Below are 23,504 nucleotides of genomic sequence, written 5' to 3'. Positions count from 1 at the left end.
TTTCCACCCTCTCCACGACATGGCCCAAGCGCGTCGGAACAAGGACGGTGCCATGCGCTCAATATGGTTCTGCGAAACCGTCAATTGACCTGCTGCCAAGGCACTCCTAAAACTCGCGTTCAATTCGACAATTCCCGCCGACAGGTTTGCGGAGCTGGCATTTGAGGGAGGTAGTCCATGCGTGATGTGTTCATTTGCGATGCCGTTCGGACCCCGATCGGTCGTTTCGGCGGTTCGCTCGCAAAAGTCCGCGCCGACGATCTGGCGGCGGCCCCGATCAAGGCCTTGATCGCCAAACACCCCAAGCTGGACTGGTCGGCCGTCGATGAAGTCTTTTTCGGCTGCGCCAACCAGGCGGGCGAGGACAACCGCAATGTCGCGCGCATGGCGCTCCTGCTCGCTGGCCTGCCGGAATCGGTGCCGGGGCAGACGCTGAACCGGCTCTGCGCCTCCGGGCTTGACGCGGTCGGTGCCGCAGGCCGCGCGATCCGCGCCGGCGAGATCGATTTCGCGATCGCGGGCGGCGTCGAATCGATGACGCGGGCGCCCTTCGTGATGGGCAAGGCGGCGGAAGCCTTCTCGCGCTCTTCCGAGATTTTCGACACCACGATCGGCTGGCGCTTCATCAATCCGCTGATGAAGGCGCAATATGGCGTCGATTCCATGCCCGAGACCGGCGAGAACGTCGCCGAGGAATTCCAGGTCTCGCGCGCCGACCAGGATGCGTTCGCGATCCGCTCGCAGCAGCGCGCCGGCGCTGCGATCGCCGCAGGCTATTTCGCCGAAGAAATCACCCCGCTGTCGGTGCCCGGCGGCAAGGCCGGCCCCATCACCGTGGAAAAGGACGAGCATCCGCGCCCCGAGACGACGCTGGAGGGTCTCGCCAAGCTCAAGCCGATCGTGCGCAATCCGGGCACGGTGACGGCCGGCAACGCGTCCGGCGTCAATGACGGCGCCGCCGCCATGATCATCGCCTCGGAGGCCGCCGTGAAGAAGCACGGCCTGACCCCGCGCGCGAAAATCCTCGGACTTGCCTCGGCCGCGGTGCCGCCGCGCATCATGGGCATCGGCCCGGTGCCGGCGACGCGCAAGCTGATGGAGCGGCTGAAGCTGAAGATCAGCGATTTCGATTTGATCGAGCTCAATGAGGCTTTCGCGTCGCAGGGCATAGCGTGCCTGCGCCAGCTCGGCGTGAAGGAGGATGCCGATTTCGTCAATCCGCATGGCGGGGCGATCGCGCTCGGCCATCCCCTTGGCATGAGCGGCGCGCGGCTCGCGCTGACGGCGGTGCACGGCATGGAGAAGCGCGGCGGCAGGCTCGCGCTCGCCACGATGTGCGTCGGCGTCGGCCAGGGTGTTGCGGTCGCGATCGAGAAACTGAACTGACGCTAGTGGAGCTTTGGATTTGACGTTCGCATGAGAGAATCGTGGCAAACAGGTTGCGAACGTCGAATCCGCTCTACCAGAGGCATCATTGCGAGCGCCAGCGACGCAATCCAGCGAAAGTGAAGGCGGGATTGCTTCGGAGCTATCGCTTCTCGCAATGACGAGGCAAGAGGAGACGCCGATGACATTTATCTACCCCGTCGAGAGCAACAAGGCGCATCCAGCGCCGTTGTCGCCGGCCTACAAGAGCTCCATACTGCGCGCGCCGCAGAAGCCCTTGATCCCGATGCCGCATACGCTGTCGGAATTGACCGGACCGGTTTACGGCCACGAAACCGTGCGGCAGGGCGATGCCGATCTCACCACCATGCACAAGGGCGAGCCGCTCGGCGAGCGCATCATCGTCCATGGCCACGTGCTCGACGAGGACGGGCGCGGCGTGCCGAACACGCTGGTCGAGCTGTGGCAGGCCAACGCCTGCGGCCGCTACATCCATGTCCGCGACCAGCATCCGGCGCCGCTCGATCCGAACTTCACCGGCGCCGGCCGTGCCCAGAGCGACGCGTCGGGCTATTATCGTTTCGTCACCATCAAGCCCGGCGCCTATCCCTGGGGCAACCACCACAATGCCTGGCGTCCGGCGCACATCCATTTCTCGGTGTTCGGCCATTCCTTCGTCTCGCGCCTGGTGACGCAGATGTATTTCCCGGGCGATCCGCTGTTCGAATTCGATCCGATCTTCAACTCGGTGCCGGACGAGAAGGCGCGGATGCGCATGGTCTCCTCCTTCGATCTGGAAAACACCCAGCCCGAATGGGCGCTGTGCTACCGTTTCAACATCGTGCTGCGCGGCCACAACGCCACGCCAATGGAGAACAAATAACGTGCAGGGCAAGGCAGAAGGGATCACGCCATCGCAGACCGTCGGTCCGTTCTTCAAATATGGGCTGACGCCGGACGGCCAGTACGACTGGAACGACGCCTTCACCAGCAATCTGGTCACCCCCGACGCGAGCGGCGAGCGTATCCGCATCGAAGGCAAGGTCTATGACGGCGAAGGCCAGCCGGTGCCGGACTGCATGCTCGAGATCTGGCAGGCCGACGGCCAGGGGCGTTTTGTCGATCCGCAGGACAGCCGCGCGCTGCCCAACACCAAATTCCGCGGCTTCGGCCGCTGCGGCACCGACGCCAACGGCTCCTACGCCTTCGACACCATCAAGCCGGGCGCGGTGCCGGGCCCCGATGGACGAGCGCAGGCGCCGCATATTTTGCTCGCCGTGTTCGGCCGCGGCATGCTGCGGCATCTGTACACCCGGATCTATTTCAGCGACGAGGCGGCCAACGGCAGCGATGGCGTGCTGGCGCTGGTACCGGCGGACCGCCGCGCCACGCTGATTGCCACGCGCGAGGGCGGCAAGGGCAGCCCCGTCTATCGGCTCGACCTGCGCCTGCAGGGCGGCGACGAGACGGTGTTTTTCGATATCTGATCCTCGATCCGTTTGAGATCGTCCCCCGGGGTCGCGGCATGATTGATGCGCAGAAGGCGACCCCGGGCCGGAACCACGAGCTGCTCGGGCTCCTCGGCTTCCTGCTGGTCGCGACCGCCCAGGTTTCCAACATGATCCTGGCGCGCGGCGTCGCCGGCAGCGTGCCGCCCTTCACCATCGCCTTCTTCCGCTGGAGCATCGTGGCCGTCGGGCTGCTGCCTGCCGTCGTGGTCGGGCTTCGCGAAAATCCCGGCCTGTTGCGCATGCAGGGACGCGCCATCGTCGCCGCCGGCTTTCTCGGCATGTTCGTCTGCGGCGGCCCGGTCTATCTGGCCGGGGTCACCACCTCGGCGATCAATATCGCGCTGATCATGGCGCTCGCCCCGCTGGTCGTGCTCGCGATGTCCTGGCTGTCGGGAACGGAGGCGATCGATCGCCGTCAGGTCGCGGGCATGCTGATTTCGCTCGCCGGCGCGGCGCTGATCATCACCCGTGGCGGCGCGACCGCGCGGCTCGGGGTGGCCTGGGGCGATCTGCTCGCCTTGCTCGCGATGCTGGGATGGGCCGGCTACACCCTGATGCAGAACAGCGCCGGCCGCGGCTTGAGCTTCCTCGCGCGTGTCGGCCTGTTCGCGGCCGCCGGCGCGCTGTTCTCCCTGCCGTTTGCCGCCCACGAAATGTGGTCGCGGCCCGATGCCGCCTTCAGCGGGCACGCGGCGCTGGTCTATCTGTTCGCGGGGCTGGTTCCCGGCCTGTTCGCCTATGGCGGCTACGCCTATCTCGGCTCGACCTTCGGCGCGGTCGCGACTTCGCTCAGCCTTTATCTCGGTCCGATCGTCAGCGCGGTGCTGTCGATGGCGTTCCTCGGCGAGCCGCCGACGCTTGTGCATCTCGTCGGTGGCGCGCTGTCGCTCGGCGGCATGTGGTTCTGCCTGCGCGCCAAGCCGAAGGCAGGCTGAACCTTACTCCATCACGGCGTGTTCGGGCCCCACGCCTTGCGCGCGCAGCGCCGCCTTGGTCGATCCGATCATGACGGCCAGCGGGATCGAGACCAGGATGAACAGCATCACGAGCTGGTAATCGTGCGAGAAGGCGATGATCTGCGCCTGCACGTTCACCATGGCGTCGGCCATGGCGCGCCCGGTGTCGGTGTTGAGATTGATCATGCCGGAGACGTTCGGCATCTGCAGCGCGTGATTGAACGGATTGATGTGCTCGACCAGGATCGCGTGGATCCGCCGCGAGCCTTCCGTGAGCTGCGCGATCACGATCGAGATGCCGACGGAACTGGCGACGTTGCGCATCAGGGTCAGCATCGAGGTGCCGTCGGTGCGCAAGTGGTTGGGCAGCGTCAGGAACGATACCGTCGACAGCGGCACGAAGACAAGGCCGAAGCCGAAACCCTGGACGACGCTGACGGTCACGATCTCGGACCCGCCGGTCTGGTCGGTCCAGCCGGTCATCTGGAACAGCGAGGCCGCGGTGAGCAGGAGCCCGGTGACGATCAGCGTGCGCGCCTCGATATAGCGCATCAGGCGGCCGACCAGCATCATGGCGACGAAGGTGCCGAGGCCGCGGCTCGCAAGCAGCAGGCCGGCGGTGATGATCGGATAGCCGATCACGTTCTGCAAATAGGGCGAAGCCAGCGCCATCGTCGAATAAAGCACGAGCCCCATCACCGTCATGAAGATGCAGCCGGTGACGAAATTCCTGTCCTTGAACAGCGCGAACTGGATGAACGGCCGCGAGGTCGTGAAGGAGTGCGCGAAGAAGTAGTAGAAGCCGATGGCGGAGACGATGAACTCGGCGATGATCTCGTTGGATTCCAGCCAGCCGAGCTGCTCGCCGCGGTCGAGCGCGAGCTGCAGCGCGCCGATCGCAACCGCGAGCGCCGTGAAGCCGAACCAGTCGAAGCGCAGGCTGAGATCCTTCTTGGTCTCATCCATGAAGACGATGAGCCCGAGCACGGTGATCGCGCCGAACGGCAGGTTGACGAAGAACACCCAGTGCCAGGAATAGGTCTCGGTCAGCCATGCTCCGAGCGAGGGTCCCATGATCGGACCCATCATCACGCCCATGCCCCAGATCGACATCGCTTTCGCCCGTTCCTGCAGCGTGTAGGAGTCGAGCATCACGGCCTGGGACAGCGGCACCAGCGCCGCGCCAAACACGCCCTGCAGCAGGCGGAACAGCACCATCTGGTTGATGTCCTGCGCGAGCCCGCACAGCACGGAGGCGATCGTGAAGCCGGCCGAGCAGATGATGAAGATGCGCTTGCGGCCGAAGCGGTTGGCGATCCAGCCGACCGGTGCCGTCATGATCGCGGCCGCGACGATGTAGGAAGTCAGCACCCAGTTGATCTGGTCCTGCGAGGCCGACAGCGTGCCCTGCATGTAGGGCAGCGCGACGTTGGCGATGGTGGTGTCGAGCGCCTGCATGATGGTCGCGGTCATGGCGCAGATCGTCACCATGTTCCGGCGCAGGCCGGGCGCCATGCTTGGTGACGGCACCGTGGTCGGCGACATCGGCTCTAGTCCTGGTTGGCTGCCGCGGGCGAGAGGCCGAGCAGCCCTGCGATCGAGCGCTGATGGCCGGTGTCGATCGTGGCATAGACGCTCATGCCGGCCTTGAGCTTCTTCACGAACGGATCGCTCTCGTCGAAATAGATCCGCACCGGCACGCGCTGCACCACCTTGACGAAATTGCCGGTGGCGTTCTGCGGCGGCAGGATCGCGAACTGCGCGCCGGTGCCAGGCGAGAGCGAGCCGATCTTGCCCCTGAACACGTGGTTCGGGAACGCGTCGACATCAAGCGTCACGGGCTGGCCGACCGCGACATAGGTGAAGTCGCCTTCCTTCGGGTTGGCGTCGACCCAGGGATGGTCGATGTCGATGACGGAGAAGACCGGCGTGCCGGCGGCGACGAAGCGGCCGAGCTGGATCTGCTCGACCTGGGTGGCGATGCCCGGCATCGGCGCGCGCAGCACGGTATGGTTCAGGTTGCGCTCCGCCTGGTCGAGATTGGCCTTGGCCTGGGCATAGGGCGGAAACTGCTCGAGCGGCAGATCGGGATTGCCGAGCAGCTGCGCCTGCGCATTGGAAAGCTGCTGCTTGACGAACTGCGCCTGGGCGCCGGCGGTGACCATGGCGTTGGACGCGTTGTCGAGGTCGAGCTGGGAGCCGAAGCTGTTCTTGACCAGCGACTGCTTGCGTTCGACGTCGCGCTGCTTCAGGTCGACCGACCGCTGCGCCAGATCGAGCATCTGGCCGTAGATTTTGACGTTGGCGGTCAGATTGTCATAGGTGGTCTTGGCCTGGTCGAGCTGCGCCCTGGCCTGGTCGACCGCGAGGCGAAACGGCACGGGGTCGATCTCGAACAGCACGTCGCCCTGCTTGACATGCTGGCCTTCCCTGACGACGACCTTTTCGATCTTGCCGGAGATATCGGGCGTGATCAGCACCTTCTGCGCGCCGACATAGGCGTCGTCGGTGCCGACATAGCGGCCGCCGTTGAGATAGAACACCAGTCCGCCGATCGCAGCCGCCGACGGCAGCACCACCAGCAGCAGGAAACGGCGATGGCGCCGCATCAGTGCCAGCAGACGCCGGCGTGGCTCGGCCGCCACCTTGGTCCGCGGCTTCTCCGGCGCGCCCTTCTGCTCGGGCGGAAATTTCAGGACCGGTTCAGCCATACCGCTGTTCCTTCTTCAGTTGCTCGCCCGCGTTGTTCTGGATGGCGTTGCGGACGTTTTCCTTGATGGCTTCGAGCTGGGAGAGAAGCCGGTGCGCGTCGGCCGGGTTGATGCCGTCGAGCGCGGTGGCCGTGAGTTCCGAGCGCAGCCCGCTCATCTTGCCCAGGAGCTGCCGGCCGGCCTTCTTCAGGTAGAGCCGGTTGACACGGCGGTCGGCCTCGTCGCCGCGGCGTTCGATCCAGTCGTTGTCGCAGAGCTTGTCGATCAGTCGCGTCAGCGTGATCGGCTGCATTTCCATCTGCTCGGCAAGTTCGGTCTGCTTCATGCCCTCGTTGCGTTCGACCTTGGCCAGCACCGCCCATTGCGCCCGGGTGATGCCGAAGCGGGCCGCTTCCTTGTCGGCATAGGCGCGCACCAGGCGCTGCAATTCGCCCAGGGTGAAGAGGAAGTTCATATCCACGGAACCGCGCATCGCCGCAAAGGCCCTCAATGTTGCTCGGGTTTCTCGATAAGCTTTGACTATAATAAGCTAGCTTATTAATTTTCGTGACGCAACGCGGGAATGCTGCCCCGCCTGCAGGGCATGGCTCCCGCGCGAGTCGCGCAGGCTTTGGCAGGGCGGCGCATCATGGTAAGAAAGTTCCGTGATGACCTCTGCGAAGCCGGCTTTTCCCGCCCCCGATCATGATCACGGCCGCTGTACGGCGGACGGGATTTCGCATGCCGAGCGGATCTGCGAGACGCGCGGGCAGAAATTCACGCCGATCCGCCGCCAGGTGCTTCAGGCCCTGCTCTCGAGCCACCGCCCGCTCGGCGCCTATGAGGTGATCGACGAGCTCGCCAGATCGATGCCGCGGCCGGCGCCGATCACGGTCTATCGGGCGCTGGATTTCCTGATGGCGAATGGGCTGGTGCACCGGATCGAGAGCCGCAACGCCTTTCTCGCCTGCGCGCACGACCATGATGCAGTCAGCGCGGTCGCGTTCCTGATCTGCGAGCGCTGCGGCGCTGTCGGCGAGATTCCGGCCGCCCCCGTTGCGCAGAGCCTCAATGCCGCGGCGCGCGCCACCGGCTTTGCGCCGAAACTGTCGGTGGTCGAGATCACCGGCACCTGCGCCCACTGCCAGAAAGCCGCCTAGAACAACGATAGAAGAACAACGAAACGGGCGACCGCGCCGATTTCCGGGAAACAATGACATCCAGTGACGTGAAGCTTTCCGCCGCGCGGCCGCTCAGCGCGGGCGCCATCGCGCTGATGCTGATGTTGTGCCTGTCCTGGGGGTTCAACCAGGTCGCGGTCAAGCTGATGCTCCCTGAGGTTCCGCCGCTGCTGCAGGCGCTGGCTCGATCGATCGGTGCCCTGCCGGTGATCCTGATCGTCGGCGCATTGCGCGGGGTGAATTTCTCGCTGCGCGACGGCTCGCTCGGTCCGGGTCTCGTCGCCGGTATCCTGTTCGGCGTCGAATTCGTTCTGATCTATCAGGGCCTGCGTTTCACGTCGGCCTCGCGTGCGGTGGTGTTCCTGTACACCGCGCCGTTCTTCGTCGCGCTCGGCGCCTTTCAGTTCCTCGGCGAGCGGCTGCGGGTCTCGCAATGGGCCGGGCTTGCTTTGTGCTTTTCGGGCGTGGCGCTCGCCATCGGCGTGCCGCAGGCCAATGTCGATGCCAATGTGCTGCTCGGCGACCTCCTGGTCGTCGGCGGCGGTGTGCTCTGGGGCGTGACCACGCTGGTCACCAAGGGCACCAGGCTGCATCTCGTCGCGCCCGAGAAGGCGCTCGCCTACCAGGTCGTGATCTCGATCCCGATCCTGGCTGCGGCGTCCTGGGTGACCGGGGAGACCATCACCCATGTGCCCGGTCCGCTGTCGATCGCACTGATGGCCTATCAGGCGCTCTGGGTGGTCGGACTCACCTTCACGGTGTGGTTCTGGCTGGTGACCACCTACTCCGCGAGCAAGCTGTCGGCATTCAGCTTCTTCACGCCGCTGTTCGGCGTTCTCGCCGGGTATTTCGTCCTGCACGATGCCCTGACGCCGGCGTTCGGCGCGGCAGCACTTCTGGTGATCGCTGGCCTCTATCTGGTGAACCGCTCCTGACGCCCGTCGCGGTCAGCATCTCAGCCGGTCTCGATCGGCAGGCTTTCGTCTTTTGCCCATTCGCCCATCGAGCCGTCATAGAGCGTCAGGTTCTGATGGCCGAGCCGGTGCAGCATGAAGAGATCGACGGTTGCCGAAATGCCGCCGCCGCAATAGGCGATCACGCGCTTGTCTTGAGCGATGCCCTGCGCGGCGAATTTCGTCTTCGCATCGGTCAGCGGCACGAAGGTCTTGGTTTCGCCCGCAAGCAGCGTCGATGCCGGCAGGTTGCAGCTTCCGGGGATGTGTCCTGGCCGGCCATAGCGGCTTGGCTCGAGACCCTGGTGCAGCTGCGCGCTCAGTGCATTGACGACGACGGTGTTCGCCACGCCATGCGCGGCAAGCACCGTACGGCTGTCGACGAAAAGGCCCGTCCTCGGTTTGGCGATGAAACGCCCGGGCGGATATCCCCTGGCGGGTCCCATTTCGATCGCGCGGCCTTCGGCCCGCCATTGCTCCAGTCCGCCGTCGAGCACGGCGGCGTTGTCGAAGCCGAGCGCGCGCAGCATCCACCAGAACCGCGTCGCCCACATCGGCGTGGCCAGGGAATAGAGCACGACGCGGCTGTCGGGCCCGACACCGTGGCGGCCGAACGCCGCTTCGAGCGCCGCGATGTCGGGCATCATGAAACGGAGCGGCGTGTGCTGATCGGAGAACTCGCCCTGCAGGTCGAGGAAATCGGCGCCGGGAATGTGCCCTTCCTCAAACGTTCGCCGGCCGGGCACGGCGATATAGGGGATGTCGCTGCCAGGCGGCTGGTATTCGAGATAGGTGGTGCAGTCGTAGAGCCGCAAATCCGGCGCATGGAGAATGCCGGCAAGTTCCGTGCTCGTGATCAGCGGATCGTGTTCCATCTTCCAGGTCCTCCCGGCCGGCCGTTTACGACGCCATGCAATTTGAGCATGAAAAGCGCGTCCCATCGCTCTTTAATGTCTGACGTCGCGGTCCAATATAGCGCAGATGGCAGGTTCCACCGACGCTCGGTGACCGGCCTAAGTTATTGAATAAACGAGGTAAAAATGTTAAGAGCCTCGCCTCTCGGCCGGTCGGGAGCGTGGACTTTTGGCGGACTCGGCCCGACCTTGTGCCCTTGGTGAACGTCACCAAAACCTGATATTCGGTTTCCCCCATGAACAAGCCCGAAAAGCCATCCGAAATCGCCGGCCCCAGTGCCCGGCACCAAACCACGCAGGTCAAGGTCGGCAACGTCGCCGTCGGCGGCGGCGCGCCGATCGTCGTGCAGTCGATGACCAATACCGACACCGCCGACGTCAACGGCACCGTCGAACAGGTCGCAGCGCTGTCGCGCGCCGGTTCCGAAATGGTGCGCATCACCGTCGATCGCGAGGAGGCGGCCGCCGCCGTCCCGCATATCCGCGACGGCTTGCGCAAGCGCGGCATCACCACGCCCCTGATCGGCGACTTCCATTATATCGGCCACAAGCTGCTCGCCGAATATCCGGCGTGCGCCGAAGCGCTCGACAAATACCGCATCAATCCCGGCAATGTCGGCTTCAAGAACAAGCGCGACACCCAGTTCGCCGACATCATCGAGATCGCCAACAAGAACAACAAGCCGGTGCGCATCGGCGCCAATTGGGGCTCGCTCGACCAGGAGCTGCTTACCAAGCTGATGGACGAGAACACCGCGTCCGCCAACCCGAAGGATGCCCGCGCGGTGACGCGCGAGGCCATGGTGCAGTCGGCGCTGCTGTCGGCGAAACGCGCCGAAGAACTCGGCATGCCGAAGAACCGCATCATCCTGTCGGCGAAGGTTTCCGCCGTGCAGGACCTGATCGCGGTCTATCAGGAACTCGTGCGCCGCTCGGACTACGCGATCCATCTCGGCCTGACCGAGGCCGGAATGGGCTCGAAGGGCATCGTCGCCTCCTCCGCCGCGCTCGGTATCCTCTTGCAGGACGGCATCGGCGACACCATCCGCATCTCGCTGACGCCGGAGCCCGGCGGCGACCGCACGCTCGAAGTGCAGGTCGCGCAGGAACTCCTGCAGACCATGGGCTTCCGCACCTTCGTGCCGCTGGTTGCGGCCTGCCCGGGCTGCGGCCGCACCACCTCGACCACGTTCCAGGAGCTGGCGCGCTCGATCCAGGACTTCATCCGCGAGGAAATGCCGAGCTGGAAGACCAGATATCCGGGGGTCGAGACGCTCAACGTCGCCGTGATGGGCTGCATCGTCAACGGCCCCGGCGAATCCAAGCACGCCAATATCGGCATCTCGCTGCCGGGTACGGGCGAGGCGCCGGCCGCGCCTGTCTTCGTCGACGGCAAGAAGTTCCGCACGCTGCGCGGGCCGACGATCGCCGCCGACTTCAAGGCGCTCGTGATCGACTACATCGACCAGCGTTATAGCAGCGGTGCGAAGCAGCCGGAGACGAGCGCGGCGGAATAGGTCGCTTCCTAATATAGCGGAAATCGCAGGGCGGATTAGCGCAAGCGTAATCCGCCTTATTTTTTGTGCGAGAAGCGGCGGGTTACGCGGAGCCTTTCATCGGGCGCGCGTTCGCGCGACCCGTTGGCTAACCCGCCCTACGTTGCTACCATGTTGGCCAACAACAAGCCGGGAGAAGACCGCCATGAGCTCGCTGTCAGGCAAGCAGGGTCCGCGCTATCGGCATGAGGCTTCCGACACCGAGCCCTATGAGACGATCTCGGTCGACAGGCTGACCCCGATCATTGGGGCCGAGATTTCCGGCGTCGATCTCGCAAGGCTCGTTTCCGACGACAGCCGCTCCAACCGGCAGATGGACGAGATCCATCGCGCGCTCGCCGAAAACCTCGTGATCTTCTTCCGCGACCAGCATATCTCGCCCGACCAGCATCTCGCCTTCGGCCGAAAATTCGGCGAGCTGCACGTCCACCCGGCCGCGCCCAATGAAGGCGATCCCGCGCTGATGAAGATCTATGCCGACAGGAACTCGCCGCGCGCCAATGGCGAGGGCTGGCACACGGACGTGTCCTGCGACGCCGAGCCGCCGATGGGCTCGATCCTCTATATCAAGCAGTGCCCGCCGCATGGCGGTGATACGCTGTTCGCCAGCATGTACGCCGCTTATGAGGCGTTGTCGGATCGCATGAAGGCGTATCTTTCCGGCCTTACCGCGCTGCATGACGGCGAGCAGGCTTATCGCGGGCTCTATGCCAATTACGGCGTCGCCGACAAGCAGACCTATCCGAGCGCTGAGCATCCCGTGGTTCGCACCCATCCGATGACGGGCAAGAAAGCGCTCTACGTCAACCGCGGCTTCACCCGCCACATCATTGGCGTTCCCCGCGACGAAAGCGACGCGATCCTCGCCTATCTCTACCAGCATTGCGAGAATCCGCTGTTCCAGTGCCGCTTCCGCTGGACCGAGAACGCGATCGCGTTCTGGGACAACCGCTGCACCCAGCATCGGGCGATGTGGGACTACTGGCCGCACACCCGCTCCGGCACCCGCGTCACGGTGAAGGGCGAACGGCCGGTGTGACCATCCCACTATCAGGCGTTGCGGCTGCGGTCGTCCGAACGCTCAATGATAGTGGCTTCATCGTGCGCAGCTAATCCGAAAGGGTTAGCTCAGGGTCCTCCTTGCGAGGAATAGGCTTCACAGTTGGGTGAAGCGTATCGTGGCCTCGTCAACAGAGGCCATTCATGGACCGTTCTTGCGGAATCGACGGCGGCCCGGACAACGCATTGGTTGTCCGGATGCCAGTGAAGTCCCTGCGGCAGACCGCGCTACCGTTGCTCGCGGTGGCCGTGTTTGCGGCGGCGACCGGTGCGCAGGCGAGCGATCGCGCGGGCACGCGCCGAAGCGACGAGCCATGGATGCGTCTTGCGCAGGCCTCGGCGGGCAATCCGGCCGAGCCGCAGGCCGTCCCGGCCCCGCAGCATCAGCAAACCGAGATGCTGGCGCGCGAGCTCGTCGCCACGCGCCGCGATCTCGAAGTGCTGCTGAGCCTGCTGAATAGGGCGCGCGAGGACGCCGCGCGGACCAAGCAGGCCGCGGAGAAAGAGGCTGCCGAACTGCGAAGGGCCCTGCAGGAGGCGCGCGACAGCGTCGGGCGGCAGACCGAGGAAGCGGAGAGTGGCGCCGATGAATTGCGCCGATCGATGCTGCGCGACCGGGCCGAGCGGATGGAGCGCGATCTTGCAACGATGCGCCGCGGCGGCGAGCCCCAGGCGGCGCCGGCCGGCAAGGCAGGCGAACCGGCGGCAGGCGTCGCTACGGTCGACTTGCAGAAATCGCTGCAGCAGGAGCGCGACCGGTCAGGCCAGCTGGAGAAGGACCTGGCGGCGGCGCGGCGCGATGTCGAGACCCAGACCGCGCTGGTAGCCAAGGCACGCGATGAGACCAGTCAGGTCAAGCGGACGGCAGACAGCGGCGCCGCGGACTTGCAGAAATCGCTCAAGCAGGAGCGCGACCGCGCGGCGAAGCTGGAGCAGGAGCTTGCGTCGGCGCGGCGCGACGTCGAGACCCAGACGGCGCTGGTAGCCAAGGCGAGCGCCGAGGCGAGCAAGGCGAAGCAGGCGACGGACGGCGTGACTGACTTGCAGAAGTCGCTGCAGCAGGAACATGACCGCGCGGCGAAGCTGGAGCAGGAGCTTGCGGCGGCGCGGCGCGATGTCGAAACCCAGACGGCGCTGGTGGCCAAGGCGAGCGCCGAGTCGAGCAAGGCGAAGCAGGCGACGGACGGCATGACCGACTTGCAGAAGTCGCTGCAGCAGGAGCGCGACCGGGCGGGCCAGCTGGAGAAGGAGCTTGCGGCGGCGCGGCGCGATGTCGAGACCCAGACGGCGCTGGTAGTCAAGGCGAGCGCCGAGTCGAGCAAGGCGAAGCAGGCGACGGAGGGTGTGACCGACTTGCAGAAGTCGCTGCAGCAGGAACATGACCGCGCGGCGAAGCTGGAGAAGGAGTTGGCGTCGGCGCGGCGCGATGTCGAAACCCAGACAGCACTGGTGGCCAAGGCGAGCGCCGAGTCGAGCAAGGCGAAGCAGGCGACGGACGGCATGACCGATTTGCAGAAGTCGCTGCAGCAGGAGCGCGATCGGGCAGGCCAGCTCGAGAAGGACCTGGCGGCGGCGCGGCGCGATGTCGAGACCCAGACCGCGCTGGTAGCCAAGGCACGCGATGAGACCAGTCAGGTCAAGCGGACGGCAGACAGCGGCGCCGCGGACTTGCAGAAATCGCTCAAGCAGGAGCGCGACCGCGCGGCGAAGCTGGAGCAGGAGCTTGCGTCGGCGCGGCGCGACGTCGAGACCCAGACGGCGCTGGTAGCCAAGGCGAGCGCCGAGTCGAGCAAGGCGAAGCAGGCGACGGACGGCATGACCGACTTGCAGAAGTCGCTGCAGCAGGAGCGCGACCGGGCGGGCCAGCTGGAGAAGGAGCTTGCGGCGGCGCGGCGCGATGTCGAGACCCAGACGGCGCTGGTAGTCAAGGCGAGCGCCGAGTCGAGCAAGGCGAAGCAGGCGACGGAGGGTGTGACCGACTTGCAGAAGTCGCTGCAGCAGGAACATGACCGCGCGGCGAAGCTGGAGAAGGAGTTGGCGTCGGCGCGGCGCGATGTCGAAACCCAGACAGCACTGGTGGCCAAGGCGAGCGCCGAGTCGAGCAAGGCGAAGCAGGCGACGGACGGCATGACCGACTTGCAGAAGTCGCTGCAGCAGGAGCGCGACCGGGCGGGCCAGCTGGAGAAGGAGTTGGCGGCGGCGCGGCGCGATGTCGAGACCCAGACAGCGCTGGTGGCCAAGGCGAGCGCCGAGTCGAGCAAGGCGAAGCAGGCGACGGACGGCATGACCGACTTGCAGAAGTCGCTGCAGCAGGAACACGCCCGGGCGGGCCAGCTGGAGAAGGAGTTGGCGGCGGCGCGGCGCGATGTCGAGACCCAGACAGCGCTGGTGGCCAAGGCGAGCGCCGAGTCGAGCAAGGCGAAGCAGGCGACGAACGGCGTGACCGACTTGCAGAAGTCGCTGCAGCAGGAACATGACCGCGCGGCAAAGCTGGAGCAGGAGCTTGCGGCGGCGCGGCGCGATGTCGAGACCCAGACAGCGCTGGTGGCCAAGGCGAGCGCCGAGTCGAGCAAGGCGAAGCAGGCGACGAACGGCGTGACCGACTTGCAGAAGTCGCTGCAGCAGGAACATGACCGCGCGGCAAAGCTGGAGCAGGAGCTTGCGGCGGCGCGGCGCGATGTCGAGACCCAGACAGCGTTGGTGGCCAAGGCAAGCGCCGAGTCGAGCAAGGTGAAGCAGGCGACGAACGGCGTGACCGACTTGCAGAAATCGCTGCAGCAGGAGCGCGACCGGTCAGGCCAGCTGGAGAAGGACCTGGCGGCGGCGCGGCGCGATGTCGAGACCCAGACGGCGCTGGCGGCCAAGGCACGCGATGAGACCAGTCAGGTCAAGCGGACGGCAGACGGCGGTGCCGACTTGCAGAAGTCGCTGCAGCAGGAGCGCGAGCGGGCGAGCCGGCTGGAGAACTACATCGCCACGTCGCTGCGTGACGTCGATGCGCGGACGATCCCGGCGACCAAGGCGGCGGTCGTCCGGCTGAAGCAGGAATTGGACAGGAGCACCGCCGAGCTGAAAAAATCGCTGCAAGCGGAGCGCGACCGGGCGGGCCAGCTGGAGAAGGACCTAGCGGCGGCGCGGCGCGATGTGGAGACGCAGGCGACACTCGCGGCCAAAGCCAGCGACGATGCGAGCAAGCTGAAGCAGGCCGCCGAGAGCGGCGCCGCGGAGCTGCGCAAGTCGTTGCAACAGGAGCGCGCCAGGGTTGCGCAATTGGAACGCGATCTTGCGTCGGCGCGGAATACACGGAATGCGGCCGGGCCAGCCGGCGTGACCACTGGCCAGATCACATCGGACCAGGCGCGCGAGGCGGCGCCGAAGACGCCGGCCGCGGCTGAGCCGGTCACCGTCGCAGTGGCGCGCGCCGACGTCCGGCCCGGTGCCGCGGATGCCGCCGAGGAGGCGCGACTGGTGGCGCGTGCGAGCGTGCTGCTTGGCCAGGGCGACATCGGCTCGGCGCGGATCGTGCTCGAGCGCGCCGCTGAAACGGGCAACGCGCAGGCAAGCTTCACGCTCGCGGAAACCTACGACCCGCTCATCCTTTCCAGATGGGGCGCCTATGGAACGCGCGGCGACGCGAGCAAGGCGCGCGATCTCTACGCCAAGGCCGCAGCCGGCGGCATCAACGAGGCGAAAGAACGGCTCGACGCGCTGCGCAGGTGACACCGGCCGGATTGGGAGAAGGTCCCGTGACGATAAGGAGTTCTCGATGAGCGGATTGCCTCGATCACATCAGCTGCTCATGCTCGCGGCACTGGTCCCGCTGCTTGTGGCCGCGCCGTCTGCTTTGGACGCGCGGACCAGACAGGCCCGGCCGCAGGGTGCTGCGCAAAGCGCCAGTCCTCCTCCGCAGTCGCCGGGGCCGCGGGAAACGATAAACGCCTGGACGGTCGGCCTTGCCGGCGGCCTGCTCGAGGGCGCGCCCATTCGCCTCGCGGCAGAGATGGCCCGCGTCGTCGACGACGGAGACAATCTGCACGTCCTGCCGATCGTGACGCGCGGGCCCGTGGAAAACGTCAACTCGCTGCTCTATCTGCGCGGCGTCGATGCGGCGATCATCAATTCGGACGCGCTCGACGAGTACAAGAGCCAGGTGCCGGACATCCAGCGCCGGATTACCTACGTGCTCAACCTGTTTCCATCCGAGCTGCACATCTTCGTCCGGCCGGAGATCCAGAGCCTGAACGACCTTGCCGGCAAGAAGGTGAATTTCAATACGCTGGGCACGGCCGCGTCCTATTCGGGGCCGCTGATCTTCAGCCGCCTCGGCCTCGACGTGGAGAAGACCTTCATCCCGCATCAGGTCGCGCTGGAGCAGATGCGCAAGGGCGAGATCGCGGCGGTGGTGTTCATCACCTCGAAGCCGGTCGACGCTTTCGTGCGCGGGCGCTGGGAAGGCGGCTTCAAGTTCTTGCCCGTTCCCTACCAGAGCAAGCTGGAGGACTACTATCTGCCGGCTTCGCTGGAAGCGGCCGATTATCCCGGCCTGATCAAGCCGGGCGACCACATCGCGACGATCGCCGTGCCGACCGTGCTGGTTGCCTACAACTGGCCGGCCAACTCGAATCGTTTCGAGCGGGTCGCGCGCTTTGTCGATCACCTGTTCTCGCGGATCGACAGGCTGCAGGCACCAGGCTTCGATCCCAAGTGGAAATCGATCAACCTTGCCGCGACGGTTCCCGGGCTCACGCGCTTCCCCGCCGCGCAGGCGTGGCTCGATGCGCATGCGCGCCCGGCGCAGGCATCGCAATGAAACCCGCGACCCTCCCGATCCCGGCCGTCTTCGCGTTTCTGGGAGGGGTTGCCCTGGCGCAGGGCGCGGACGATCCGCTTGCGCAGCTCCGCGCCTGCTCCCTGATGGAGCGCGCCGAACGGCTCGAATGTCTCGACAGGCTGTCGCATGCTATCGCGCCGCCGGAACATCCGGCGCCCAAGGGCGATGACAGGGGTAACGACTGGATCGTCAGCCAGACCATTTCGCCCTTGGATTACTCCCCGATCGCCACCGCCACGACGACATCGCGCGCGGTTGCCGGTGGATCCGCGATGCAGCTCGCCATCCGCTGCCGCGGTGGACGCACCGAGCTAACGATCGCCGGCCCGGCAATTGCCGGGCGCGCCGAGGATTACGTCATCTCCTACCGCATCAACGGCGCCCAGCCCGTGCAGGTTGCGGCGGCCGCGCCGGCATTCGGGGCCGGCATCGCCTTCAAGGCCGATTCGGCAACCCTTCTGCAGTCGCTGCCGGGCGAGGGCGAGCTTGCCGTGCACCTCGTGCCCCGGCTGGGGACCGCCCAGGACGGCGTCTTTTCATTGGACGGGCTGGCGACCGTGCGCGCCAGGATGGAAGCAGCATGCAAATGGCCACACGCTGTCGCGAAGCCGAGCAACGGACGGCAATCGGACGATACTCATTGACGGGAGACAAGCCATGAGAACATTCCACCGAGTCGCGAGCGCCGCAACGATGGGCATCCTCGCGCTCCTGATCGCCGTGCCGTGCTCCGTTGCCCAGGAAGCCGGCCGGCCGCTGACGTTAAAGCCCGCTGCCACGCAGAGGGCGGACGTCGCAACAAGGCCGGCTAAGGCTTCGGCGGCTGCGCGGAGCAGGTCGGCCTTTGCGCGGATGGCGCCTTCGCCGGTGGCGCAGAGCGCGGAGCATCACCTGATCCTGCAACTGAACAGCAACGAGCCAGCGGCGATGAACCTCGTGCTCAACAACGCCGCCAACGTCGCGCAGTATTACAAGGAGGCCGGCGAGAAGGTGAAGGTCGAGGTCGTCACGTTCGGCCCCGGCCTGCACATGCTGCGCGAGGATACCTCGCCCGTGAAGGCCAGGATCGAGACGATGGCGCTGAGCACGCCGGAGATTTCGTACAAGGCCTGCGGTAACACCCAGGAGAACATGCGCAAGGCGGAGAGCAAGGACATCCCGATCGTTCCGCAGGCGCAGGTGGTGAAGTCCGGCGTCGTGCACGTGATGCAGCGTGAGGAGCAGGGCTGGACCTACGTCAAGCCCTGATCGGACCCGGGCGGCCCGGCCTCTGACGGACGGCACAGGCGCATTGACGCTCCGTCTCGCCTGCGCCAAGCTTCTGTCAAAGCAAGACAGAGGTCCGGGAGGCCGCCATGCTGCGCGCGGAGGACAACAAATTCCTGACCGAATCGGGCGCAGGAACCGGCATGGGCGAATTGCTGCGGCGGTTCTGGATCCCGGTGCTGCTGTCGGAGGAGTTGCCGGAGGCCGACGGCGAGCCGAAAAAGATCACGGTCATGGGCGAGGAGCTGCTCGCCTTTCGCGACAGCAGGGGCGTGGTCGGCGTCGTCGACCAGTATTGCCCGCATCGCGGCGCCAATCTCTGGCTCGGCCGCAACGAGGAGTGCGGCATCCGCTGCGTCTATCACGGCTGGAAGTTCGACACCGACGGCCGCTGCGTCGACATGCCGACCTCCTATCCCGATCTCAACGCCAAGGACCTGATCCGGACAAAATCCTATCCGGCGCGCGAATGGGGCGAGATGATCTGGGCCTATATGGGCCCCGCGGACGCGATGCCGGAGCTGCCAGCGCTCGAGATGGCGCTGCTGCCGCCCGCGCACCGCTACGTCAGCAAGAAATGGCAGGACTGCAACTGGGTGCAGGCGCTCGAAGGCTCGATCGACACCGCGCATTTCACCTTCGCGCATCTTGCCTTCGACAAGGAAGAGAACGAGATCCTCGACATCAAGAAGCACTTCGTGAACCCGCTGGTGCGCATGAGCACGGATCAGATGCGCTGGATCGCGCAGGACCCACGTCCGGTCATCAAGATCAGTCCGCACGAAGCGGGGCTGACGATCGCGGGCGGCAGGCTCACGGACAGCGACAACATCTATTGGCGCATCGCCCAGTTCCTGATGCCGGTGCACGCCTACGCGCCGAGCGCGATGCCGGGCGAAAACATCTTCGGCCAGAGCTTCGTGCCGGTCACCGATACCAATTGCTGGATCTATACCTACGCCTGGAATCCGGAGCGGCCGCTGACCGAGGACGAGCGCGCGGCCTATGACCGCGGCAATGGCGTAATCGCCGAGGTCGACGAGAACTACGTGCCGCTGCGCAACAAGAGGAACGACTATCTGATCGATCGCAAGCTGCAGAAGACCAGCAGCTATACCGGCATCAAGGGCGTCTCCGAACAGGATGCCGCCGTACAGGACAGCCAGGGGCCGATCGCCGACCGCACCCGCGAGCATCTCGGCCCCACCGATCTCGGCATCATGCATTTCAGGAAACTGCTGATGGATGCGGCGCGCGCGTTGCAGGCGGGGGAGGCCCCGCCGCATCTTGCCCACCAGGACCGCTACACCGTGCGTTCCGGCGGCTGCGTCACGCACAAGGCCAAGGATCTCGCGGCCGTGATGGTCGAGCGCTTCGGGGATGCCGCGGGCTTCGTCGGCAAGCCGCGCGCGGCGGCGGCGGAGTAGGGCGGTCGCCCGGACATGGGCAGTCTCGTGGTGGCGCATGTCGTGCGGGCTGAGCCGTCGGCGCAGTTGCTCGCCCGCCTGCCGCGCTCGCTCGGCTGGGCCGCCTATCGCGACCCGGTCTGCCACGCCGTTCTCATCGATGTCTTCGGCAGCGATCGTGCGCCCGCGTATCCCTTCGCGCGCTTGCCCCGATCTCTCGACCTCGCGGAGGAATTATCGGATGAAACGGCACCCTTGAATGCCCTCTATGAGGCATTGCTGCGCCAGCGGCGGGCGTCGCCGTTCCGGCGCCGATTCGTCAATCTCAACCTGCTGCTCTCGCGCGCGCTCGAGATGCCGGTGCTCTCATTGGCGGCCGATGACGACGGACTGGACCTGGCGTGTTTGTCAGCCAACGGGCGGTCGTGCCGATTGCGCTTCAAGTCGGGCGGATTGGAGATCGTCTGGCAGGAGGGGCGCGGGGTGATCCAGCCGCTGGCCTTCGACGATGATTCCGCGGTGACGGATGGCGACCTGCGATCACTGGTGGCGTCGGTGCCGGGATGCGAATTGCGGCCGCCGTTGGAAAGCGTCTCGCTGCTGCATCGGATCGCAAGCGCGGAGTGCAAGGCCTTCGTCGGTGCCGATGCCGTCGTTCCCGGCCTCGGCACATGGGACGACGACGGCCGCGCGCTGCCGATGATCATGCGAAGCTACTGATCGACGCCGGGACGCGCTAGTTCAGCGTCTTCAGATACGCGACGACGTCGTCGACGTCCTTGGGATCGGTCATGCCGCCATAGGGCATGCGGTTGCCCTTCACCTTGGCTTGCGGGTCGCTGATATAGGCGCGCAAATTGTCCTCGTCCCAGACGAGATTGGCGCGCTTCATCGGATTCGAGTAGCGGAAATTGTCGAGCGAAGCCGATTTGCGGCCGAACACGCCCTTCAGGCTCGGACCCAGCGCGTCCGCACGATCGGCGTGACAGGCGGCGCAAGTGCCAAACAGCGCCTTGCCGTGCTCGGCGTCCGCGGCCACGGCCGGCGTCGCCGCGAACGCGAGAACAACAGCGGCCAGCACGCGGCAGCGCGACAACAAGATGCTCATCGATACCCCCTCAATGTCCCTGATCGTGCCTTGCTCCGGTCATGCCTGCACCAGCGGACCAGGGCTCTTGAGGTATTTTTCGGTGATGGCTTTGGCCGACCAGTAGGCCAGCGCGCCGAGCGTGCCGGTCGGATTGTAGCCGTGCTGCTGCGGAAACACCGAGGCGCCCTGGACGAACAGATTGTGCGCGCCCCACGCCTGCAAATAGCGGTTGACCACGCTCGACTTCGGATCGGTTCCCATGATCGTGCCGCCGGTGCAGTGGGTGGATTGGTAGGGCACGATGGTGAAGTTCTTCGGCCGGTTGTGCAGGGCGTAATGGGTGGGATTCATTGCCTTGACCACGGCATCGAGCTTCTCGACCAGATAGCGCGACATCTTGTGATCGTTCTCGGTGGCGTTGTAGGTCAGCCGGATCATCGGCCGGCCCAGCGCATCCCTGTAGGTGGGGTCGAGATCCATGAAGTTGTCGCGGTGGGCATAGACCGAGCCCTGCGTGTTGAAGCGGGTGTTGCAGCGGTACCACTTCGCCTCCGCCTGCTTCCATCCCGCACCCCAGCGCGGCTCGCCCTTCGGCAGCACGCGGCCGCCGATCGGCGGCGCGCCGCCATTGATGCAGGCGACATAGCCGCCGCCGAAGAAGCCGAGCCCGGAATGGTCGAAATTCTCGCCGTTGAGATCGTCGAATGCGGTCGCCATGCCGGGCGCGCCCATGAACGGGTTGAATTCGCGGCCCTCGAAGAAGGCTTCGCCGCCGGCCTCGAACTGATAGCAGTAGTTCTTGCCGACGACGCCCCTGCCGGTCTTGGGATCGTAGGGCTCGCCGATCCCGGCGAGCAGCAATTGCTGGGTGTTGCCGAACACGAAGGACGACAGCACGACGAGCCCCGCCGGCTGCTCATATTCCTCGCCGGTCTTCATGTCGGTGTAGACCACGCCGCTCACGCGCTTGGCCTCTCTGTCGTAAATCATTCGTGTCACGAACACGCGCGTGCGCAGCTCGAATTTCGGTTCGCTGCGCAAGACCGGCATGATGTTGACGTTGGGCGAGGCCTTGGCGTTGGCCTCGCACGCGGTGCGGTTGCAGTGGCCGCAATATTCGCAGGCGCCGAGCGTGATGCCTTCGGGGTTCACATAGGGCGCGCTCGATGTCGCGGTCGGAATCGGGAACGGGTGATAGCCGAGGCTGGTTGCCGCCGCGCTGAACATCGCGGGCCCTGCCGCGGTCTTGATCGGCTTGTTGGGATAGTGGTCGCTGCGCGGGCCCTCGAACGGGTTGCCGCCGGCGATCACCTTGCCGCGCAAATTTCCGGCCTGGCCCGACACGCCGCAGAGCTTGTCGAAGCGATCATAATGCGGCTCGAGCTCGTCATAGCTGACCGGCCAGTCCTGGATGGTCATCGTATCCGGGATGGCCTTGGCGCCGTATTTTTCGGCCAGCGCGCTGCGGATGCGGAAGTCGGTCGGCAGGAAGCGCCAGTGCAGCGCGCCCCAGTGGATGCCGGTGCCGCCGACGCCCTCGCCGGGCAGGAAGGCGCCGAAGCGGCGGATCGGCAGCGCGAGCTCGTCGGGCGCATTGCGGAAGGTGACGGTGTCGATCGAATTGTCCTGCATCAATTCGAGCCGCGCCACATAGCGCAGCTCGTCGCGCAGCCGCGTCAGCGTGAATTCCTCCGCCGGATTGCGGTCGGCGCCGCGTTCGAGCCCGACCACGTTGAGGCCGGCCTTGGTCAGCTCGCGCGACAGGATCGCGCCCGAGAAGCCCATGCCGATCACGACGGCGTCGACGTCCTTCAATCTTGTGGCCATCGCCGCCTCCTATTAGGAAAAGTCCGCGATCGACTGCGGCTCGGCGACATAGCGCTTGTCGCGATAGGTATCGATCTTGTCGGCATAGGTGGCGGGCAGTCCGGGAAAGCCGAGCAGCTTCCAGCCGACCTTGTCGCGGTTGCCGCCATAGACCGGATCGGCGAAGAAGCCGGCCATGGTGATCCCATGCAATTGCGCGAAGAAGGCGCGCGCGTCGAAATTCTCGAACTGCGCCTTGCCCTCTTCCATCGCCTTCAGTGCCGTAACGCGATCGGGCGCGTCGAGCCGGTCGAAATCCTTGCCATGGGTCTTGCGCGTCCAGGCATTGGCTGCGGCAATGCCTGCTGAGAAATATTCGCGCGGCGTCAGCGCCAGCTGATAGCCCTGCTCGGGCTTGCCTTTCAGATAAGGCCCTCCGCGATACATCTTGGCGCCGCCGCCCCAGGCGCTGCCGAGCTGGCGGTCGATGAAGACGGCGCAGCCGCACTCGCTGCCCGAGGGCGAAAGCTCGTCGGCCGGGATCAGCGTGTCGACCGCCGCGACGATGAAGGCTGCTTCCGGCGCGGTCAGCGTGACGAACGGTTCTTCCGGCGCAGGCTGCGCCGCGGCCGCCTCAGGTTTCGGCTGTTGCGCCTGCGCCGGCTCGGCGAGGCCGGCGGCAAGCGCGGTCCCCGCAAGGCCTGCGCCGAGCAGGAACTGGCGGCGTGGAACGGTGTCGTCCGTCATGGGGACCTCCCGAGGGTGGCTGTGAGGGGATTTTGCAGCGAGATGAACGGAGATTGGGAGGTCGGTGCCGGCATGGCCGGTCTTGCCGGCCGCCGAAAACGCCATGTCGCGCGCCGCATCGGGCTTTGCGACATCAATCTGGCTGCGGTGTC

General features: G+C 65.8%; 21 protein-coding genes. 14 read left to right on the top strand and 7 right to left on the bottom strand.

Going from position 1 to position 23,504, the window contains the following annotated elements; genetic code table 11:
* Window positions 1–177 precede the first annotated feature (177 nt).
* The 4 genes from pcaF (at window position 178) to QOU61_RS36565 (ending at window position 3,832) form a co-directional block, all read left to right on the top strand.
* Entirely contained in the window at window positions 178–1,386 is a 1,209-nt protein-coding gene (gene pcaF, locus QOU61_RS36580; RefSeq protein WP_289656016.1) for a 3-oxoadipyl-CoA thiolase, read from the top strand.
* A gap of 181 nt (window positions 1,387–1,567) precedes the next feature.
* On the top strand, window positions 1,568–2,269 hold the full coding sequence (gene pcaH / locus QOU61_RS36575) for a protocatechuate 3,4-dioxygenase subunit beta (protein WP_289656015.1): 702 nt from the start codon (window positions 1,568–1,570) through the stop codon (window positions 2,267–2,269).
* 1 nt (window position 2,270) lies between these two features.
* The gene (pcaG, locus tag QOU61_RS36570; RefSeq protein WP_289656014.1) at window positions 2,271–2,873 is read left to right on the top strand and encodes a protocatechuate 3,4-dioxygenase subunit alpha; all 603 of its coding nucleotides are present in this window, start codon (window positions 2,271–2,273) and stop codon (window positions 2,871–2,873) included.
* 38 nt (window positions 2,874–2,911) lie between these two features.
* Window positions 2,912–3,832, top strand: a complete 921-nt coding sequence (locus QOU61_RS36565; protein ID WP_289656013.1) for a DMT family transporter — start codon at window positions 2,912–2,914, stop codon at window positions 3,830–3,832.
* Between the two features lie 3 nt (window positions 3,833–3,835).
* Here the strand turns inward: QOU61_RS36565 and QOU61_RS36560 are convergent, their stop codons facing one another.
* The 3 genes from QOU61_RS36560 to QOU61_RS36550 are packed head-to-tail and all read right to left on the bottom strand — an operon-like array spanning window position 3,836 to window position 7,036.
* Window positions 3,836–5,398, bottom strand: coding sequence for an MDR family MFS transporter (locus QOU61_RS36560; protein WP_289656012.1), 1,563 nt, complete (start codon window positions 5,396–5,398; stop codon window positions 3,836–3,838).
* Window positions 5,399–5,403: 5 nt separating this feature from the next.
* A complete protein-coding gene (locus QOU61_RS36555) occupies window positions 5,404–6,564 on the bottom strand; it encodes an HlyD family secretion protein (RefSeq protein WP_289656011.1) in 1,161 nt (386 codons plus the stop codon).
* A complete protein-coding gene (locus tag QOU61_RS36550) occupies window positions 6,557–7,036 on the bottom strand; it encodes a MarR family winged helix-turn-helix transcriptional regulator (protein WP_289656010.1) in 480 nt (159 codons plus the stop codon). Before QOU61_RS36550 ends, QOU61_RS36555 begins: the two co-directional genes overlap by 8 nt.
* 175 nt (window positions 7,037–7,211) lie before the next feature.
* Between QOU61_RS36550 and QOU61_RS36545 the strand changes: the two genes are divergently transcribed.
* Window positions 7,212–7,703 (top strand): Fur family transcriptional regulator, encoded by a 492-nt coding sequence (locus QOU61_RS36545; RefSeq protein ID WP_289656009.1) that lies wholly within the window; start codon window positions 7,212–7,214, stop codon window positions 7,701–7,703.
* Between the two features lie 53 nt (window positions 7,704–7,756).
* Window positions 7,757–8,659, top strand: a complete 903-nt coding sequence (locus QOU61_RS36540; protein ID WP_289656008.1) for a DMT family transporter — start codon at window positions 7,757–7,759, stop codon at window positions 8,657–8,659.
* Window positions 8,660–8,679: 20 nt separating this feature from the next.
* On the opposite strand, the gene QOU61_RS36535 is transcribed toward QOU61_RS36540, so the two are convergent.
* Window positions 8,680–9,552 carry a sulfurtransferase gene (locus QOU61_RS36535; protein ID WP_289656007.1) on the bottom strand — a complete coding sequence of 291 codons (873 nt, stop codon included), beginning with the start codon at window positions 9,550–9,552 and terminating at the stop codon, window positions 8,680–8,682.
* Window positions 9,553–9,827: 275 nt separating this feature from the next.
* Between QOU61_RS36535 and ispG the strand changes: the two genes are divergently transcribed.
* The 8 genes from ispG to QOU61_RS36495 all read left to right on the top strand — a co-directional run bounded on the left by ispG (window position 9,828) and on the right by QOU61_RS36495 (window position 20,429).
* Complete coding sequence (ispG, locus tag QOU61_RS36530; RefSeq protein ID WP_289656006.1) at window positions 9,828–11,108, top strand: flavodoxin-dependent (E)-4-hydroxy-3-methylbut-2-enyl-diphosphate synthase; 1,281 nt, start codon at window positions 9,828–9,830, stop codon at window positions 11,106–11,108.
* A gap of 184 nt (window positions 11,109–11,292) precedes the next feature.
* Window positions 11,293–12,186 (top strand): TauD/TfdA dioxygenase family protein, encoded by an 894-nt coding sequence (locus QOU61_RS36525; RefSeq protein ID WP_289656005.1) that lies wholly within the window; start codon window positions 11,293–11,295, stop codon window positions 12,184–12,186.
* 218 nt (window positions 12,187–12,404) lie between these two features.
* On the top strand, window positions 12,405–15,926 hold the full coding sequence (locus QOU61_RS36520) for a hypothetical protein (protein ID WP_289656004.1): 3,522 nt from the start codon (window positions 12,405–12,407) through the stop codon (window positions 15,924–15,926).
* Window positions 15,927–15,972: 46 nt separating this feature from the next.
* Entirely contained in the window at window positions 15,973–17,016 is a 1,044-nt protein-coding gene (locus QOU61_RS36515) for a TAXI family TRAP transporter solute-binding subunit (protein WP_289656003.1), read from the top strand.
* Window positions 17,013–17,681: a hypothetical protein gene (locus QOU61_RS36510; RefSeq protein WP_289656002.1), complete on the top strand. Its 669-nt coding sequence runs from the start codon at window positions 17,013–17,015 to the stop codon at window positions 17,679–17,681. Before QOU61_RS36515 ends, QOU61_RS36510 begins: the two co-directional genes overlap by 4 nt.
* Window positions 17,682–17,694: 13 nt before the next feature.
* Window positions 17,695–18,285, top strand: a complete 591-nt coding sequence (locus tag QOU61_RS36505) for a DsrE family protein (protein ID WP_289656001.1) — start codon at window positions 17,695–17,697, stop codon at window positions 18,283–18,285.
* 107 nt (window positions 18,286–18,392) lie between these two features.
* Window positions 18,393–19,730, top strand: coding sequence for a Rieske 2Fe-2S domain-containing protein (locus QOU61_RS36500; RefSeq protein WP_289656000.1), 1,338 nt, complete (start codon window positions 18,393–18,395; stop codon window positions 19,728–19,730).
* Between the two features lie 15 nt (window positions 19,731–19,745).
* Window positions 19,746–20,429, top strand: a complete 684-nt coding sequence (locus QOU61_RS36495; RefSeq protein ID WP_289655999.1) for a hypothetical protein — start codon at window positions 19,746–19,748, stop codon at window positions 20,427–20,429.
* 16 nt (window positions 20,430–20,445) lie between these two features.
* Here the strand turns inward: QOU61_RS36495 and QOU61_RS36490 are convergent, their stop codons facing one another.
* From QOU61_RS36490 to QOU61_RS36480, 3 genes are read right to left on the bottom strand one after another with little or no spacing between them, the layout of a single operon-like run.
* Window positions 20,446–20,817: a c-type cytochrome gene (locus QOU61_RS36490; RefSeq protein WP_289655998.1), complete on the bottom strand. Its 372-nt coding sequence runs from the start codon at window positions 20,815–20,817 to the stop codon at window positions 20,446–20,448.
* Between the two features lie 39 nt (window positions 20,818–20,856).
* Window positions 20,857–22,626, bottom strand: coding sequence for a GMC family oxidoreductase (locus tag QOU61_RS36485; RefSeq protein WP_289655997.1), 1,770 nt, complete (start codon window positions 22,624–22,626; stop codon window positions 20,857–20,859).
* 12 nt (window positions 22,627–22,638) lie between these two features.
* Window positions 22,639–23,352 (bottom strand): gluconate 2-dehydrogenase subunit 3 family protein, encoded by a 714-nt coding sequence (locus QOU61_RS36480; protein ID WP_289655996.1) that lies wholly within the window; start codon window positions 23,350–23,352, stop codon window positions 22,639–22,641.
* Between the last annotated feature and the right edge of the window lie 152 nt (window positions 23,353–23,504).

It is taken from the genome of Bradyrhizobium sp. NP1 (assembly GCF_030378205.1).
In the GTDB taxonomy this organism is placed as follows: Bacteria; Pseudomonadota; Alphaproteobacteria; order Rhizobiales; family Xanthobacteraceae; genus Bradyrhizobium.
Note: the sequence above shows the minus strand (reverse complement) of the source record. Positions and strands in the feature narration are given on the sequence as shown.

What these genes read in the sequence shown, in the direction of transcription:
- QOU61_RS36525 (WP_289656005.1), top strand. Translation starts at nt 11,293, where the DNA reads ATGAGCTCGCTGTCAGGCAAGCAGGGTCCGCGCTATCGGCATGAGGCT.
- QOU61_RS36520 (WP_289656004.1), top strand. Translation starts at nt 12,405, where the DNA reads ATGCCAGTGAAGTCCCTGCGGCAGACCGCGCTACCGTTGCTCGCGGTG.
- QOU61_RS36515 (WP_289656003.1), top strand. Translation starts at nt 15,973, where the DNA reads ATGAGCGGATTGCCTCGATCACATCAGCTGCTCATGCTCGCGGCACTG.
- QOU61_RS36545 (WP_289656009.1), top strand. Translation starts at nt 7,212, where the DNA reads ATGACCTCTGCGAAGCCGGCTTTTCCCGCCCCCGATCATGATCACGGC.
- QOU61_RS36555 (WP_289656011.1), bottom strand. Translation starts at nt 6,564, where the DNA reads ATGGCTGAACCGGTCCTGAAATTTCCGCCCGAGCAGAAGGGCGCGCCG.
- pcaF (WP_289656016.1), top strand. Translation starts at nt 178, where the DNA reads ATGCGTGATGTGTTCATTTGCGATGCCGTTCGGACCCCGATCGGTCGT.
- QOU61_RS36540 (WP_289656008.1), top strand. Translation starts at nt 7,757, where the DNA reads ATGACATCCAGTGACGTGAAGCTTTCCGCCGCGCGGCCGCTCAGCGCG.
- ispG (WP_289656006.1), top strand. Translation starts at nt 9,828, where the DNA reads ATGAACAAGCCCGAAAAGCCATCCGAAATCGCCGGCCCCAGTGCCCGG.
- QOU61_RS36490 (WP_289655998.1), bottom strand. Translation starts at nt 20,817, where the DNA reads ATGAGCATCTTGTTGTCGCGCTGCCGCGTGCTGGCCGCTGTTGTTCTC.
- QOU61_RS36485 (WP_289655997.1), bottom strand. Translation starts at nt 22,626, where the DNA reads ATGGCCACAAGATTGAAGGACGTCGACGCCGTCGTGATCGGCATGGGC.
- QOU61_RS36535 (WP_289656007.1), bottom strand. Translation starts at nt 9,552, where the DNA reads ATGGAACACGATCCGCTGATCACGAGCACGGAACTTGCCGGCATTCTC.
- pcaH (WP_289656015.1), top strand. Translation starts at nt 1,568, where the DNA reads ATGACATTTATCTACCCCGTCGAGAGCAACAAGGCGCATCCAGCGCCG.
- QOU61_RS36480 (WP_289655996.1), bottom strand. Translation starts at nt 23,352, where the DNA reads ATGACGGACGACACCGTTCCACGCCGCCAGTTCCTGCTCGGCGCAGGC.
- QOU61_RS36500 (WP_289656000.1), top strand. Translation starts at nt 18,393, where the DNA reads ATGCTGCGCGCGGAGGACAACAAATTCCTGACCGAATCGGGCGCAGGA.
- QOU61_RS36565 (WP_289656013.1), top strand. Translation starts at nt 2,912, where the DNA reads ATGATTGATGCGCAGAAGGCGACCCCGGGCCGGAACCACGAGCTGCTC.
- QOU61_RS36560 (WP_289656012.1), bottom strand. Translation starts at nt 5,398, where the DNA reads ATGTCGCCGACCACGGTGCCGTCACCAAGCATGGCGCCCGGCCTGCGC.
- QOU61_RS36495 (WP_289655999.1), top strand. Translation starts at nt 19,746, where the DNA reads ATGGGCAGTCTCGTGGTGGCGCATGTCGTGCGGGCTGAGCCGTCGGCG.
- QOU61_RS36505 (WP_289656001.1), top strand. Translation starts at nt 17,695, where the DNA reads ATGAGAACATTCCACCGAGTCGCGAGCGCCGCAACGATGGGCATCCTC.
- QOU61_RS36510 (WP_289656002.1), top strand. Translation starts at nt 17,013, where the DNA reads ATGAAACCCGCGACCCTCCCGATCCCGGCCGTCTTCGCGTTTCTGGGA.
- QOU61_RS36550 (WP_289656010.1), bottom strand. Translation starts at nt 7,036, where the DNA reads ATGCGCGGTTCCGTGGATATGAACTTCCTCTTCACCCTGGGCGAATTG.